Source organism: Planifilum fulgidum (assembly GCF_900113175.1).
In the GTDB taxonomy this organism is placed as follows: Bacteria; Bacillota; Bacilli; order Thermoactinomycetales; family DSM-44946; genus Planifilum; species Planifilum fulgidum.
On sequence record NZ_FOOK01000047.1, the window covers coordinates 1 to 15,087 of the forward strand.

Here is a 15,087-nt window from a genome sequence, read left to right on the forward strand (position 1 = left end):
CCCGGATTTCCTCAATGAGGCGTCTTTCCGAACGAATTCCGTACAAATAACCGATCAAAAGCATTTTGAACAGCATGACCGGATCGATGCAAGGACGCCCATTATCTTGACAATACAAGGGGCGGCATTTTTCCGCGATAAACGAAAAGTCGATGGTTTCATTGATTTTTCTAAGCAAGTGATCTTGGGGAACAAGGTCTTCTATGTTGACTGTTTCGGGTTGAAATTCCCTGGATGGGTTCGTCCTGAACATATAAAAACCTTCCTTCGGAATTGTTTTATTCCGAATTCAACAAAAAAGGCTGTTGACCCTTCTTTGTCAACAGCCTCAAGGAGGGGTTTCCCCTCCTTTTTTGTTAACCCTTTCACGTGTTTTTTCTGTTTCCTTGTGATCATGCCAACACGTCCCCGGCGAAATCCCTTTTCGCCTGCTCCGGCAAGCCGTCTAAAGGATCTTTCCGACAAAAAGTTTGTGAAGCGATCAACGTCCCATATCCTTTTTTCCGCTCCGCCATTCCTCGGCCAACATTCCGAAAATCAGCAGGTCCTCAAACCCGCCGCGGACCGGAGTCGCTTTTTTCAGCCGTCCTTCCCGGCGAAAACCGAGCCGCTCCGCCACCGCTTGACTTCGCCGATTGCTTGCGGCACAGCGGATTTCCACCCGGTTCAGCCCCCGCTCACCCAGCAGATCATCGATCAGAGCGCGGACGGCCCGCGTCATGATCCCTCTTCCCTGAAAACCCTTTCCCAGCCAATAGCCGATTTCCGCGTAGGACTTGATCGGGTCGATGGTGTGAGCCCCCACGATTCCGGCCATTTCGCCATCCACCCAGATGCCCAGATGGATTTCCGTCCCCCGGGCGAAACCTTCGAGAGCCTTTTGGATGAACGTCTCCGAGTCGGAGACGGTTTTCGTGTCGTCCACCCAGAACATCCAGGGGCGCAAATGGTCCCGATTGGCGTCGACCAATCGGAAAACGGCCTCGGCGTGGTGCCGTTCCAGAAGTTTCAATTCTGTGTTCTGATCAATCTTATGGCTTAACATGGGTCATCCCCTTTCCAAAGAACCAAACGGCAAATCGTCTCCCGATCCTCCGGGCGGCAGGCCAAAATATAGGGGGTTGGCGGCTTCCCGTCAAAGGGACGGCCCTCAAAATCCATGGTCCACACCCCGGCCTCCTGCGCCAGGAGCAAACCGGCGTAGAGATCCTCCCCCACCGAATCGTACAGCACAATCCCGTCCAGATCCCCCGGGCCAGCATGCACCAAAGCAGAGACGGCGCCCACAGGCGAAGCACCCGCTTCACCCCTTGATCGAGGCGCTCCCTCAGCCTTGCCGCAACGGGATCCTTCTGAACCTGATGTCCCTGGGTCCAACCGGGGGGCATCTTCCCGGGAGGCTTGCCGCCGGCACCGCCCAAAGCCTCCGATCGCCGCAAAAGGCCCCCTTCCCCTTCCGGGCGACGTAGATCTGATCGAGATGAGCGTCGCAAATCACTCCCAACACCGGCTCGTCCCGATGCAGCAGGGTAATGCTCACGGCGCAGAGGGGCAGGCCGATGGCGAAATGGTTCGCTTCGTCCAGGGGATCGACCATCCACAGCCAGTCTCCCGCTTCCCCCGACCGGCCCGTTTCCTCCCCCCGGATCGCGTGATCGGGAAAGTGGCGGCGAATCCGTCGAATGATCTCCTGCTCCGCCTGCTCATCCACTCCCGTCACCACATCGCCGAAATCGCCCTTCTCCCAGGCCCGAAACGGGCCGCCGAAACGCTCCCGAATCAGGGTTCCGGCAAAACGGGCCGCCTCCACGGCGATTCCGCAGGCCCGGTGCAGAACTTCTTCCATGGCCCACCACGGCTTTCCGGCGGATAGCGAGCAGAGGGGGTGAACCGCGCCGGCCTGAAAAGGCGTTTTCGCGGCACGACCCCTCTCCGGGGCTTCCCACGGGGTGTTGACAATTGTTCGATGTATCGGAATTCGGTATTTCCCGCTTGATTTCCTTCCCCTGCGGCTCTTCCCGGGGAAAGCCTTCCTTACGGCGGCGCCGTCACTTGAGACCCGTCGTCGCCAACCCCTTGATGAAGTGGCGCTGGAAGATGAGGAAGACGATGATCACCGGTACCGTCATGAACATGGCGCCGGCCAGCACGTGGTTCCAGAAGGCGTCGTACTCCCCGTAAAGGCTGTTCAACCCGACGGGAAGGGTGTACATCTCCTCCGAGCTGGTCAGCAGGTTGGGCCACATGAAGCTGTTCCAGTTCCCCAGAAACATGAAGATGATCTGGGTGGCTATGGCCGGCCTCGCCAAAGGCATCGCGATCCGCCAAAAGACGCCCCAGCGGCTCAAGCCGTCCAGGAAGCCCGCCTCTTCCAGCTCCCGGGGAATGGACAGGAAAAACTGGCGCATCAGGAAGATGCCGAAGCTCTGGGTGAGGAAGGGGATGGTCAAACCGGCGTAGGTGTTGATCCAGCCCAAGTTGCTCAGGAGGATATACATGGGAACAAGGATCACCTGACCCGGAACCATCATCACCGCCAAAATCGTCAAAAACAGCGCCTTGCGCCCGGGAAAGGGAATCCGGGCCAGGGCGTACCCCGCCATGGAATTGAAGACCACGTTGCCCGTGGTGACGATCGCCGCCACCAGGAGGCTGTTAAAAAACCAGCGGGCAAAGGGGTATTCGTCGCTCAGCACGATGTTTTCATAGTTTTCAAAGGTGAGCCTCTCCAGGGGCACCCACAGGGTGTTGATGTCCGGCGTCATCTTGAAGGAGGTGAAAACGGACCAGAGAAAAGGACCGATGGTCACGATGGCGTAACCGATCACGATGACGTAGAACAGGGGTCGGACAAATATTCGCTTCAAAGGACTCCCCTCCCTTCACATGCGCATCTCTTCGCCGAAGAATTTCCGCTGAATCAGCGTCAGGATGAGAATGACGAAAAAGAGGAAAAAGGCGATGGCCGAGGCATAGCCCATCTCGAAATCCCTGAAGGCCTTGTTGTACAGATAGAGCACCACCGTCAGCGTGGCGTCCAGGGGCCCCCCGTCTCCGCCGGAAATCACGTACATCTGGTCGAAGACCTGGAAGGTGCCGATAATGGACATCACCACGATGAAAAAGGTGGTGGGCTTCAGCATCGGCAGGGTGATGTGCCAAAACTGCTGCCAGCGGTTGGCCCCGTCAATCTGGGCGGCTTCGTACAGATCGTCGGGGATGTCCTGCAGGCCCGCCAGGTAAATCACCATAAACTGCCCCACGGTGCTCCACACCGCCATCATCATGATGGAAGGGAGTGCGAAGGTGACGTCGTCAAACCAGCTCCTCGCCGCAATGCCGAAGAAGCCGAGAATATGGTTCACCAGCCCGTCCTTTTTGAAGAGGAAGAGAAACATGACGGAGACGGCCACCGTGGACGTGACCGTGGGCAAAAAATAGGCGACCCGGAAAAAGGTTTTTCCCTTGATCTTGCTGTTGACGATCAGGGCCAGCATCAGGGCGATGCTCACCTGGACGGGGACCACCCCCAGGGAATAGATGCTGGTGTTGAGAAGGGCGCGCAGGAAGCGCTCATCCTGGAACATCTGAATGTAATTGTCCAGGCCGACGAACTCGGCGCCCTCGGGATTGAGAAAGGTGAAGGACTGAAAGCTGAGAAAAAAGGCGTAGAAGATGGGGCCGATCAGAAACACGGCCAGGGAAACGATCACCGGAAGGGTAAACAGGTAGCCCATGACCGGATCGCTGAGGAGAGAGAGGCGTTTCCTCCGGGCGGCGGGCTTCGTCACGACCGTCGTTTGGGGCTTCACCGACTGACCTCCTTTCAAGCGCAAGTGGCGGCCGCTGCCGGATTGCCGCCACCATCGCCAAGCAAAATCCTTGACCTTCAAAGCATGACGCAACTCATCTTAAGGATGGGAGCATGACGCTCCCATCCTCCTTCGGTCACTTCAGTTTGTTTTGCGCTTCTTCCAGGGCCTTCTTGGCCGGGGTTTTCTTCAGAATGGCCGATTCCGCCGCCTTGTTGAAGGCGTCCACCAATTCGTTCCCCTTTTCGCCGTATTGGTAGGGCTCGGCATATTCGACGCCCTTCACGAAGGCCTCCCGCTCCGGATACTTTTCAAGGAATTTTTCACCCATCGACTTCAGGGAGGGCAAGGCCAATCCGCCTTCCACCACGGGTTGCTGCCCCTTCTCGCTGGTGAGGAACTGCAACAGCTTGAAGGCCTCCTCCTTGTGCTTGGAATTTTTGGACATCACGTAGGCGACGGTAAAGGCCAGGTTGGAATTTTGCTTCTCCTTCACGGGCAGTTCCACCATGCCGTATTCCAGGTCCGGAGCCTTTTCCTTCAGGAAGGGAATCATCCATCCCCCTTCAAACACCATGGCCACCTTTTCCTCGGCAAAGGCGTCCCCGTTCCACTCCACGCCCAGGTTGGACGGGGTGTCCGCCACCTTATCCTTGATGAAGAGATCGGTGATAAACTGCAGCGCCTCGGCGTTGGCCGGATGGTTCAGGGTCGGATTTCCCTTTTCGTCCAACACTTGCCCCCCGTTTTGGATCAGGAAGGGTTGGTAGCGGTCCAAGCTGGGATGGAGGGCGATTGCCTTTTTGTTTCCTTTGGTCAGCTTCTTGGCTACATCCTTAAGTTCGTCCCAGGTTTTGGGCGGTTTCACGCCCGCCTCTTCAAACATTTTCTTGTTGTAGAAAAGGACGAGGGTGTTGTAGTCCTTCGGAATGCCGTAGGTTTTCCCTTCCCATTGAAACGCTTTCACCAACGATTCTTCGTAGGCCGAAAGGTCCACGTTGTTCTTCTTGATGTACTCGTCCAGAGGCTCCAGCACGCCCAACTTCATGAATTGGGGCGCCGGCATGCTGTCCAGGTAGTAGACGTCCGGTTCGTCCTTGGCGGCGATCAACGTCTGCATTTCGCTGAGATAATCGCCGGTAATCGAGTGCAGCTTCACCTTGATGTTCGGATTTTCCTTTTCAAAGGCGGCCACCTGTTCCTGCACGATCTTCTTCTCCGCCGGGCTGGAGAAAGCGCCGCCGAGGGTGATCGTCACTTTCCCGTCCTCGGAGGAACCTTCACTCCCTCCGCCGCAGCCGGACAAGACAAAAGCGACGGCAACAACCAGGCTGACCCATGTCATCCAACGACGTTTGAGCATTCTGCATCCCTCCTCGGGGTATAAATGGCGGACGGGACGGAAGAATCCCCGGGAAAGCGGCCGCGCCCCTTTCCGGAGACGCCTTCCGTCCGTCCCGGTTATGTGAACCCCCCGCCAGGCGGGAGGATTTCACCGCTAGCAGGGATGGATCGCCACATCCCAGCCCGTGGTGTTGATCTCGACCCAGGTGCGGGTGGCGTCGCCGACCCGCTCCAGGTTGAGATCCAGCACCCCCTGCCCCAGCCGGAGCCGCCGGACGGACAACCGGTTCATCCCCTGCGGCAAATCGGGATGAAGATGAATCCGCTTGCCGACAGGGTCCGGCTCCACCCCCAGGATCGCCTGCAGGATGGTGAAGGCGGTTCCCGCCGCCCACGCCTGGGGCGAACAGGCGACCGGATAGGGAAGCGGGCCCCCTTCTCCCCGTTCATGCCCGGAGAAAAGTTCCGGCAACCGATGTTGGAAATATACGGATGCCTCCACCAGTCCCCGGATGATCCGCTCCGCTTCCCGGTAAAAGCCCAGCCGCTTCAAACCGAGAAGAATCAGGGCGTTGTCATGGGGCCAGACGGACCCGTTGTGGTAGCTGTCCGGATCGTAGGATTTGCAGGCGGAGCTCTTCGTTCTCACGCCCCACCCGGAGAAGAGATCGGGCTCCAACAGGCGCCGGGCCACCCGCTCCGCCTGTTCGGGCGGGAGTATGCCGGTCATGAGGCAATGGCCGGGATTGGAAGTGACGGTTCCCGCCTGCTTCCCTTCGCCGTCCAGCGCCAGGGCGACGAACTGTTCGTCCTCCATCCAGAAGTCCCGGGCAAACCGCTCCCGCAGAAGCTCCGCTTCGCGGTTCAGCCGCTCCGACCGCTCGCCGTCCCCCAGCAGGCGGAACAGATCCGACCACGCCTTTTTGGCCATATAGACGTAACCCTGCACTTCCGACAAGGCGATCGGCGCCTCGGCCAGCCGGCCATCCCGGTGCACCACCGAGTCCTCCGAATCCTTCCATCCCTGATTCCGGATGCCTTTGGAAGACCGCATCGCGTAGGAGACATAACCGGTTCCCGCGGGATCGCCGTACCGGTCGATCCAGTTCAGCGCCTCGATCGCATGGGGAACCATCTCGCGCACGAAGTCCAGATCGCCGGTCCAGCGGTACACCTCGGCGATCAGAATGAGAAACAACGGGGTGGAATCGATGGATCCGTAATAGGGCGTGAAGGGGATCTGGCCGGAACGGGCCAGTTCGCCGAACCGGATCTCGTGAAGGATCTTCCCCGGCTCCTCATCCCTCCAGGCATCTTCTTTTTTGCCCTGATATTTGGCCAGGATGCGAAGGGTTCCCTTGGCCACCTCCGGGCGAACGGGAAGGGCCTGCAGCGCCGCGATCAGGCTGTCCCTCCCGAAGGGAACGGCGTAAATCGGCAGTCCCGCCACCGGAAAGGGCCCGTCGCCCAGATCGGTCAAGAGCATGCGCAGATCCTTCAACCCGCGCGCAAACATCCGGTTGAAATCGTCCCAGTCCGAGTTCACCTCGGGAGTGCCCACAAACCACTCCCGCTCGCTCTCCTCCAGCTTCAACAGGGATTGTTGCTCGCCGATCACCCGGGGAATCTCTCCGTCGGTCCCCGGAACATACCGGAGATGCACCGACCGGCAGACGTTCGATTCCAGGCGGAGCGGAAACCGGATGGTCCCGTCATCCGCCACCTCCGCCGGAGTGCCTTCGGTTTCCACATCGGTGGTCCGGTGCACCCCGTCCACCCCGCGGTAGGAGAAGCGCACGCCTTTTTCCGTGGGGGTCACGCCTTCCCGTTTCCCGACCCGCCCTTTCCAGCCGCGCACCACGAACATGTCGGCGAAGTCGGCATCCACCAGCAGCGAGAGGCGGGTCTGCACCGGCCGATCCCCGCGGTTGATGAAGGAGAAGGTCTCATATACCACACCGCCGTAGATCCACCGCTTTCGGGTGATGTCCAGCAAATCCCCGCCGACGGGTTTTCCCTCGGCGTCCGTTCCCTCCCGGTTGGTAAACCGGTAACAGCTGGTCGCCCCGTCCGCCTCCCCGCCCAGGGGAACAGTCGGGATGCCCTCCAGTTTCCACTCCAGCCGGCTCAAAAATCGGGTGTCCTGGGTGAACATTCCCAGCCCCCTGTCGTCGCCGGCGGGCAGATCGCCGTTATCATCCGAGTAAAAGAAGAGATCCCCCTCTTTGATGACCTGAGTCAAAACGGTTTCCCCCCACTGCAATTTTTGAAAAATCCACAAACGGGACGAAAACGTTTTCGAAATCGCGCAGGGCTTCCTTCATCGCTCACAAAGCCGGCGGAGCCGTGCTTTCCCGGATCTCCAGCTTCGGCTCCAACACCTCGGCGGTTCCGATTTCCCCGTCAAACATGCGGATCAGAAGATCGACCGCCTTCCTTCCGAACTCGTAGACGGGCTGCGAAACCGTGGACAGCGCCGGAGTGACAAAGGAGGCCAATTCAATGTCGTCAAATCCCATCACCGAGATATCCTCCGGAACCCTTCGTCCCAGGTCTTTCAGCTCCCGGATCGCTCCGATCGCCATCGTGTCGCTGGCGCAAAAAACCGCCGTCATTTCCGGAAAGCGGGAGAGCAGATGGCGGATCCCCTCCCGTCCCGACGCTTCCTCAAAATCGCCGAAATACACCTTTTCCGGACGGTATTCGATTCCCGCCTCCTTCAAGGCATTCCGGTATCCGTTCAGCCGCTCCAGGCTGACGAAGGCCTGGGCGTGCCCGTTGATCATTCCGATTTCCCGGTGTCCTTCGGCGATGAGATGCTCCACGGCCATCCGGGCGCCCCGCTCGTTGTCCAGCGTGACGTGACCGCATTTGTCCCCCACCAGCGGGACATCGATCAGCACGCAGGGAACGGAGGACTCCACCACTTCCTTCAAGTAGGGATCGTCCGTCCGCATGCCCATCAAAATCACGCCGTCCAACTGCCGTCGCCGACACAGTTCCATGTAGGGGACCTGCTCCTGTCTCGACGGATCCGTTGTCGACAAGACCAAGTCGTAACCCGCCTCCGTTGCCCGGTCGTTCACGCCGCAGATGATGTTAAACGTCAGATCGTGACCGGTGCGGGAACGGGTCAATTCGGAAATGATCAACCCGATGGTCTGTGATTTCTTCATCACCAAACTGCGGGCGACGGCATTGGGGCGGTAGTTCAGCTCTTCGGCGATGCGCAGGATCCGCTCCCGCGTCTCGGGACGGATGTCCTTGTAGCCGTTCAGCGCCCGGGACACCGTCGTCACGGAAACCCCTGCCCGTTTTGCAATATCCTTGATTGTAACGCCCATGCCATCCTCCCGAAAACGTTTTCGCTAACATCATAGCGGAATCTTTTTTTCCTCGTCAATGACTTTTTTCATGGAAGAAAAAGGAGCATCCGGCCATAAGAGGGAAAATCCATCCATGGGGGAAAAAACGGCAAGGGAGGAAACGCGATGCAATACGCCCGCCTGGGAACATCGCACCTGAAGGTCTCCCGGATCGGCATGGGCACGGGAGGATGGATGTGGGACGGGATGGATGAATCGGAGGCGACTTACGCCCTTCACCGGGCCGTCGATCTGGGCATCAACCTGATCGACACGGCCCCCCTGTACGGGTTCGGCCGGGCGGAGGAAATCATCGGAAAAGCCCTCGCGGAATCCCGCAGCCGAAACCGGGTGGTGATCGCGACAAAAGCCGGCCTCGAGTGGGACGCGCGCAGGCGCATCTGGTGGTGCAACGCATCCCGCAAGCGGATCCTGGAGGAAATCGAGCAAAGCCTGCGCCGCCTGCGGACCGACTGGATCGACCTTTATCAAATCCATTGGCCTGACCCGGAAACGCCGATCGAAGAGACGGCGGAGACGCTGCTTTCTTTGTACGAAAAGGGCGTGATCCGGGCCGTCGGCGTCAGCAATTTCCGTCCGGAACAAATGGAAGCGTGGCGAAAGGTCGCCCCCCTCCACGCGAACCAACTGCAGCTCAATCTGTTCCGGCGTCATTTTCTCGAAACGGCTTTCCGCCACTGCCGCCGGCACGACATCGGGACGCTCACCTGGGGCACCTTGGCCGGCGGGCTGCTCACCGGAAAATTTTCCGCCGACACCGCCTTTCCCGAAAACGATGCCCGGCGCCATGACCCGATGTTTCAAGGGGAGCGGTTCCGCCAATACCTGGCCGCGACGGAGGAACTGAAAAAAACGGCGGCGGAAAGGGGACGCACCGTCACCCAACTGGCCGTCCGCTGGACCCTCCAACAACCCGGTGTGACGGTCGCCCTGTGGGGAGCCCGCAGGCCGGATCACTTGGACGAGGTGCCCGGCGTCTTCGGCTGGTCGCTGTCCGATCGGGATTTCGCCCGCATCGACGACATTCTGCGGAAAACGGTGACAAATCCCCTTCCACCGCCTCCGCCGGATTTCCGTCCCCCCTCCCGGTCGGAGATGAAAAGATGGAGAAGGTGATTTCCCGTCAGTGACCCCTCCCGCACAGGATGCAACAAATTTCCATTTCTATTCGAACGTTTGTTCGTGTATCCTATAGATTGAGGTGATTGCGATGGATCGGGGAAACAAGCTGTGGGAGGGTCACCGGCTCCTGCTGCCGCAGCACCGGGACCTGATCTTGGAGGAAAAGCAGAAGGCGAAGGAGTATCATCCGCCGGAACTGGCGGCGGACGAGTTGGAAGCCCTCGACCGGACGATCCGATGGTCCCGGGCGAAAAAAAGGCCGATTGTACTTACCTACGCCAGCAAGTACGGTCCGAAGCGGTGCACCGGGGTCGTCCTGAACATCAATCTCCTCGAAGGATGGATCATTCTTCAGAGCGGGGAAGAAAAACGGTTGATTCCCCTGTCCAAAATCGTCGGAGCCGAAGCGGAATCTGGCTGGGAATGACCGGCGCAGGGGTGCCGGCCGCTGATCCCGGCATCCCGCTTTTCCCCGCCGGCCTGATATAATGGAAATGAAAAAGATGAGAGCGAAGACAATCCTTGACATCAAAGACCGAATGACGCAAGCCGTCCCGCCCGATGCGGCAGGAATCATTCGGCGAAAGACCGCAGCCTTTGCCGGAGGGAGGTTTCATGTTTCGTCGGTTTTTTGCCGGGGAAGACGATCCGCTGCTGGTCCAAAGCGGCTCCCCCGGCCTTTTTACCCTCCAGCACCTGATGGTTGTGCTGCTCCTGCTTGCTACCGTCTGTCTGGCCTTGCACCGCATAAGACAACAAGCGTTCCGCACCCGCTTCTTGTGGACCCTTTGCGCCTTTGCGTCACTGGTCGTGCTCGATGTGGCGAGGATGATCTGGGAAGCCCGCACGGGCCAATTTGACCTCAAGGAGGGCTTGCCGCTGCAGCTTTGCGGCATCCAGATGTTTGCCATTCCCTTGGCCCTGTTTTCGCGCGGCCGGATCGGCGACTACATGCGGGAGTTTGTGTTCGCCTACGGCACCGTGGGCTTTTTGCTCGCGCTCCTCCTGCCGATCCCGGCACTGCAAATCTATCCCGTATTCCACTTCAGGAGCATGCAAAGCATGCTGTATCACACCGCTCTGGGCTTTGTCGCCCTGATGTTGCCTCACTTGAATTACCGCCCGGACATAAGGAACGTGCGAAAGGCATACGCCGTGCTCGTCGCATGCGCGCTGTTTACGGGCGCTGTGAACATGCTTTTCGGCAGCAATTATTTGTACACTTCCGCGCTTCCCATCCCCTTTGACCTGCTTCCCTGGCCGCTGTATCTTCCGTTTCTTCTGGCGTTTGCGCTGTTGGTGGGGCGACTGCCCTACTACGCGCATCATTCTTTCCGCTCCATCCGCCGCGCCGGAACCGGCGCGCCGCAAAGGCGGGAATCCATCTCCAAACGTTGAATGCGCCGATCGGATAGGACCATCCCGCACGGTCAGTCGCCCCCTTCTTCCTCCACAGAGACGCCGAAGCTCTTTCTTCACGGCAAAGCCTTTCCCGGACTTTGATTTTCCTGCACCCGAGGAGAAAAATCGGTGACAGGATGAAACGCTTCATCGACTCCGCCAGGACACACCCGGCTTTCTTTAGTGGAAAAGTCTTTGCCGGAGGCAAAAGCGGAGAGAACGACGTCGCGGAGGACGAAGGTTCAAGGTTTCGGTGGTTATTTAAGCTGGATGATCATGCCTAATATCGGGGCATTCAACGCTTGGGGCTTGATCACGGCCTTGTTCGTCCCCGCCGGCTGGCTGCCGGGGGATTCCATCAGACGCCGCAAAAAGGCGGAGATGGCAGTTCACCCGGATCAGGCCATGATAAAGCGTTTTATTCACCTTTGGCACCGCCCCCTCACCGGGATACCGCCGATGGTCCATCGGGAAGGGCCGCATAAATCAGTAAAAAAAAAGACACCTGAAAAAAGGTGTCCCATTCCCCTTCGCGGTTAATATTCTGCTCCTGATTTCGCCTTATACACATCCAGATCCAGCTCTTTGGTAATCCGTCCGGTCAGCAGCCCCGCCGTCATGCTTCCGCTCACGTTGAGGGCCGTGCGCCCCATGTCGATCAGGGGTTCGATCGAAATCAGCAAGCCGGCCAAACCGATCGGCAGGTTCATCGCCGACAGGACCAGGATGGCGGCAAAGGTGGCTCCTCCCCCGACGCCCGCCACCCCCAGCGAGCTGATGGCCACCGTCAGAATCAGGGTGATGAGGAAAACGGGATCCATCGGGTTGATGCCGACCGTTGGCGCGATCATGACGGCGAGCATCGCCGGATAAATTCCGGCGCATCCGTTCTGTCCGATCGAGACCCCGAAGGAACCGGACAGATTGGCGATTCCCTCGGACACGCCCAGCTGGTTCGTCTGGGTTTGGATGTTCAGCGGAAGGGTTCCCGCGCTGGAGCGCGACGTAAACGCAAAGGAAAGGACCGGCAAGGCCTTTTTCACGTAAATCAGCGGATTCAATCGGAATATCGCCAGCAAGACCAGGTGCACGGCAAACATCGCGAGTAAGGCCGCATAGGAGGCGATGACGAACTTGCCCAGTTTCAAAACCGACCCCACATCCGTCGTCGCCACCGCCTTCGTCATCATGGCGAACACTCCGTAGGGAGTGAGGCGCAAAACGAGCGTCACCATTCTCATGACGACCGCGTGGAGCGATTCGACAATCTTTGCAAACAGATCGGCCTGCTCCGGACTTTTCCTTTTGACCCCCAAATAGGAGAGGCCGAGAATGGTCGCAAAGATGACGACGGCGATCGTCGAAGTGGGACGCGCCCCGGTGAAGTCCAAAAAGGGATTGGCCGGCAGGAGCTCAAGGATTTTTTGGGGGAACGTTTGGTCCTTGATCTCCTCAAACTTCCCCTGGATCTCTTCCGCCCTTGAAAGTTCCGCATCGCCCTGTTCGATCTGAACCGCCTTCAGATCAAAGCCCAGGGCGGCGGCGACGCCGATGGCCGCGGCAATCGCCGTCGTGCCGATCAAAATGGCGATGATCAGCCCGGCGATCTTGCCGGTATTGTTGGAGAGTTTCATTTTTGTGAACGTCATCAAAATGGAGATGAAAATCAGCGGGATGACGATCATCTGCAACAGCTTCACATACCCGCTTCCCACGATATCAAACCAATCGATCGAGGCCGTCAAGGGATCCCGATTGGACGCGTAAGCCCACTGCAGGGCAAATCCGAACACAATCCCCACGCCGAGGGCGGTGAAAACGCGCTTGGAAAAGGAAAGGCGTTTTCGCTGCATAAAATACAGGCCGTAAAGGATCAGAAGAAACAATACCATGTTTAATATCAACAATGGCGCCTTCAACATCCATCCTCCTGTTCTCCAATCGATTTCCGTATTAGATATAAACTAATAAATCCTATCTGTCAAGTAAGATTTAATCCCTGCGATCTCCGCCGGTGCCATTCAACCTCCGCTTTCCGCTTCCCAACAACTTTTTCCAGGAACATCCGCACCCATAAGAAAGGGGACCGGGAGCGATTCGGTCCCCTTATATTTTACGGCTGGAAGGTCATCGTGACGCTGACCACTTCCGGACGATTGCCGATCCGCAGGGGCGGACCCCAGGTGCCGTACCCGCAGGATACGATGAGGTGGTAGTTTCCTTTTTTCAGCAATCCCCAATCCTCTTCATAGATGAGGGCGGTGATCAGATTCGCGGGAAAAATCTGCCCCCGGTGGGTGTGGCCGGACAGCTGAAGATCGATGCCGGCGGCCCGGGCCTCCTCCAGGTCGACGGGCCGGTGGTCCAGCAGAATGAGGGGCTTCCGGGAGTCGATTCCCTTCATCAACTCTTCCAGCCTGACCCGTTCCGGCCCCTCGTGGAGGCGGGGGTCGTTCCGGCCGATGAGATACAGATCATCGCCGATGGGCACAAGGCGGTCTTTCAACACCCTTATCCCCTCCGCCTCCAGCGCCTGCATCAATTCCCCCTCATCGTCCCGGAGGTCCCGGTCGTGGTTTCCGGGGACGGCGAAGATGCCCAGGGGCGCTTCGATTTTTCCCAGAACCGTCGCCAACTCCCGGCCCGCTCCCGGCGGGAGGCGACCGTCCGTGATGTCCCCGGCCAAAAGGACGAGATCCGGCTTCAGCTCCTCCATCCTTTCAAGAAGGGGCTCCAGCCGGCCCGCATCGATCACCGGACCGAAATGAATATCCGACACCATGGCGATGCGAAGTTCCTTCCGGGAGCCGGCCTCCTTGTTCACCGTCACCTCATATTCGTTGACCACCGGATTCCGGGCGTTCCATCCCCCGTAGATGACGGCGCCCAAAATGAGGATCACCACGGCGACTCCCAGGGTGAGGGGGGTTTTCGGGTGCTCCCTCACCCGCTTCGGAATAAACCCCAGCCACCGGTTCAGCAGCCGGACGACATCGATCAGGAGAAGGATCAAAAAGGCGTACACGACCATGATCATGGAATACCCGCCCCACACGGCCATCCAGGAGGCGACGGAGCGGGGCAGAAGGTGTTCCGTCATCTCCGCCACGGGAAACGGCAGCACCAACAAGGCGAAAACGATTCCGAACAGAGCCCGGAGGGAGCGGGAAGCCGGTTTTCCGAGGGATTGCCGTCCCCTGCGCCAGATGTAGTAGCACATCAACCCGTAAAGCGCCAGGAAAATCGAAACGAATAGACCCCACATCGATTTTGCTTTCTCCTCCATCGAAAAGTGTTGCGTTCGCCGATGCGCGATCGCTGATCCGAGATTTTTCCCGCAATGAATAAAGTATCAAAGAAGGGGGCGATTGGCCATACATTCCGGAGAATTTAGACTCTTCCGCGCCGCGTTGTGGCTCTACGCTGAGGATTTCTGTTCCCGAATGCATCATTTTCCCCGTGAACGAAGCGATCCCATCTCCCTTTTCGCTCTACCATTCGTTTGTCATCCTCACCTTCCCATTCACCTGCGATATTCGTAAAATTTCCGGTTTGGGACCGCTCGATCAACCCTTGGAGCCCTCCTCATCCGGCGCCCCATTTCATGGAGAACATGGGGTTTTCAGATTGAAGCGCTTGCATTGGTGGTAGTGGACATCCATTTCTTTGCGATCGTTGGGATCACGGGTGCATGTTGGGACGAAGGGACCAACCCCGCCCCGTGTTTATAAAAAACGAGTGAACCCGAAGGGTTCACTGAGATTGATGACAAACCCCCTGGCTCTTTTCGCAAGAAAAGCGCCAGGGGTTGCATGTTTATGGGAAATAAACAGATAAAGGAGATTAGATTTGGTAAATTAGGCGGATCACAAAGCCTTTTCCTCTCTTCGAGAGGAGCAAGGCCATTTTTTTGATGTTTTGAGCCACGGCAATAAGGAGGCATTGCTCTCTGACTTTGGCAAGCCCCCTGTAGCGTGCATAACGAAGCCCATGAAGTTCTTTGGCGTCAGCGAAGCTGCGCT

14 protein-coding genes and 2 pseudogenes are annotated in these 15,087 nt (G+C 58.3%); 4 read left to right on the forward strand and 12 right to left on the reverse strand.

The features are described from left to right. From BM063_RS16365 to BM063_RS16400, 9 genes and pseudogenes are all read right to left on the reverse strand, one after another. Positions 1 to 253: transposase (locus BM063_RS16365; RefSeq protein ID WP_143085220.1), on the reverse strand; the 253-nt coding region annotated here is incomplete at its 3' end. Positions 254 to 481: 228 nt separating this feature from the next. Next, positions 482 to 1,045, reverse strand: coding sequence for a GNAT family N-acetyltransferase (locus BM063_RS16370; RefSeq protein WP_092041583.1), 564 nt, complete (start codon positions 1,043 to 1,045; stop codon positions 482 to 484). Continuing rightward, positions 1,039 to 1,287 carry a hypothetical protein gene (locus BM063_RS18105; RefSeq protein WP_245752328.1) on the reverse strand — a complete coding sequence of 83 codons (249 nt, stop codon included), beginning with the start codon at positions 1,285 to 1,287 and terminating at the stop codon, positions 1,039 to 1,041. Before BM063_RS18105 ends, BM063_RS16370 begins: the two co-directional genes overlap by 7 nt. A gap of 40 nt (positions 1,288 to 1,327) precedes the next feature. Beyond that, positions 1,328 to 1,846, reverse strand: a complete 519-nt coding sequence (locus BM063_RS18110; RefSeq protein ID WP_245752329.1) for an inositol monophosphatase family protein — start codon at positions 1,844 to 1,846, stop codon at positions 1,328 to 1,330. A 202-nt stretch (positions 1,847 to 2,048) separates the two neighbouring features. Continuing rightward, positions 2,049 to 2,867 (reverse strand): carbohydrate ABC transporter permease, encoded by an 819-nt coding sequence (locus tag BM063_RS16380; protein ID WP_092041587.1) that lies wholly within the window; start codon positions 2,865 to 2,867, stop codon positions 2,049 to 2,051. 15 nt (positions 2,868 to 2,882) lie between these two features. Next, complete coding sequence (locus tag BM063_RS16385) at positions 2,883 to 3,737, reverse strand: carbohydrate ABC transporter permease (RefSeq protein WP_092041614.1); 855 nt, start codon at positions 3,735 to 3,737, stop codon at positions 2,883 to 2,885. 211 nt (positions 3,738 to 3,948) lie between these two features. After that, positions 3,949 to 5,175, reverse strand: a complete 1,227-nt coding sequence (locus tag BM063_RS16390; protein ID WP_092041590.1) for an ABC transporter substrate-binding protein — start codon at positions 5,173 to 5,175, stop codon at positions 3,949 to 3,951. A 135-nt stretch (positions 5,176 to 5,310) separates the two neighbouring features. Next, positions 5,311 to 7,398 carry an amylo-alpha-1,6-glucosidase gene (locus tag BM063_RS16395; RefSeq protein ID WP_245752330.1) on the reverse strand — a complete coding sequence of 696 codons (2,088 nt, stop codon included), beginning with the start codon at positions 7,396 to 7,398 and terminating at the stop codon, positions 5,311 to 5,313. An 85-nt stretch (positions 7,399 to 7,483) separates the two neighbouring features. Next, positions 7,484 to 8,509, reverse strand: a pseudogene (locus BM063_RS16400) (LacI family DNA-binding transcriptional regulator); the annotation flags it as partial. A 138-nt stretch (positions 8,510 to 8,647) separates the two neighbouring features. Here BM063_RS16400 and BM063_RS16405 point away from each other — a divergent pair. From BM063_RS16405 to BM063_RS18395, 4 genes and pseudogenes are all read left to right on the forward strand, one after another. Continuing rightward, the gene (locus tag BM063_RS16405) at positions 8,648 to 9,658 is read left to right on the forward strand and encodes an aldo/keto reductase (protein ID WP_092041595.1); all 1,011 of its coding nucleotides are present in this window, start codon (positions 8,648 to 8,650) and stop codon (positions 9,656 to 9,658) included. 94 nt (positions 9,659 to 9,752) lie between these two features. After that, positions 9,753 to 10,091 carry a YolD-like family protein gene (locus tag BM063_RS16410; protein WP_092041602.1) on the forward strand — a complete coding sequence of 113 codons (339 nt, stop codon included), beginning with the start codon at positions 9,753 to 9,755 and terminating at the stop codon, positions 10,089 to 10,091. Positions 10,092 to 10,279: 188 nt separating this feature from the next. After that, positions 10,280 to 11,062, forward strand: coding sequence for a YwaF family protein (locus BM063_RS16415; RefSeq protein WP_177199244.1), 783 nt, complete (start codon positions 10,280 to 10,282; stop codon positions 11,060 to 11,062). Between the two features lie 198 nt (positions 11,063 to 11,260). Beyond that, positions 11,261 to 11,431: pseudogene (locus tag BM063_RS18395) on the forward strand (PTS mannitol transporter subunit IIBC); the annotation flags it as partial. Between the two features lie 170 nt (positions 11,432 to 11,601). Here BM063_RS18395 and BM063_RS16425 read toward each other — a convergent pair. The 3 genes from BM063_RS16425 to BM063_RS16435 all read right to left on the reverse strand — a co-directional run. After that, positions 11,602 to 12,984 carry an L-cystine transporter gene (locus tag BM063_RS16425; RefSeq protein ID WP_092041620.1) on the reverse strand — a complete coding sequence of 461 codons (1,383 nt, stop codon included), beginning with the start codon at positions 12,982 to 12,984 and terminating at the stop codon, positions 11,602 to 11,604. 194 nt (positions 12,985 to 13,178) lie between these two features. Then, positions 13,179 to 14,330 carry a metallophosphoesterase gene (locus BM063_RS16430; protein WP_092041611.1) on the reverse strand — a complete coding sequence of 384 codons (1,152 nt, stop codon included), beginning with the start codon at positions 14,328 to 14,330 and terminating at the stop codon, positions 13,179 to 13,181. Between the two features lie 578 nt (positions 14,331 to 14,908). Continuing rightward, the coding region (locus BM063_RS16435) for a transposase (RefSeq protein ID WP_177199245.1) at positions 14,909 to 15,087 on the reverse strand (179 nt) is incomplete at its 5' end.

Bases quoted from the DNA above. Each gene is read 5' to 3' on its own strand.
- BM063_RS16390 (WP_092041590.1), bottom strand. From the start codon at position 5,175: ATGCTCAAACGTCGTTGGATGACATGGGTCAGCCTGGTTGTTGCCGTC.
- BM063_RS16415 (WP_177199244.1), top strand. From the start codon at position 10,280: ATGTTTCGTCGGTTTTTTGCCGGGGAAGACGATCCGCTGCTGGTCCAA.
- BM063_RS16405 (WP_092041595.1), top strand. From the start codon at position 8,648: ATGCAATACGCCCGCCTGGGAACATCGCACCTGAAGGTCTCCCGGATC.
- BM063_RS16370 (WP_092041583.1), bottom strand. From the start codon at position 1,045: ATGTTAAGCCATAAGATTGATCAGAACACAGAATTGAAACTTCTGGAA.
- BM063_RS16410 (WP_092041602.1), top strand. From the start codon at position 9,753: ATGGATCGGGGAAACAAGCTGTGGGAGGGTCACCGGCTCCTGCTGCCG.
- BM063_RS16430 (WP_092041611.1), bottom strand. From the start codon at position 14,330: ATGTGGGGTCTATTCGTTTCGATTTTCCTGGCGCTTTACGGGTTGATG.
- BM063_RS16385 (WP_092041614.1), bottom strand. From the start codon at position 3,737: ATGGGCTACCTGTTTACCCTTCCGGTGATCGTTTCCCTGGCCGTGTTT.
- BM063_RS18110 (WP_245752329.1), bottom strand. From the start codon at position 1,846: ATGGAAGAAGTTCTGCACCGGGCCTGCGGAATCGCCGTGGAGGCGGCC.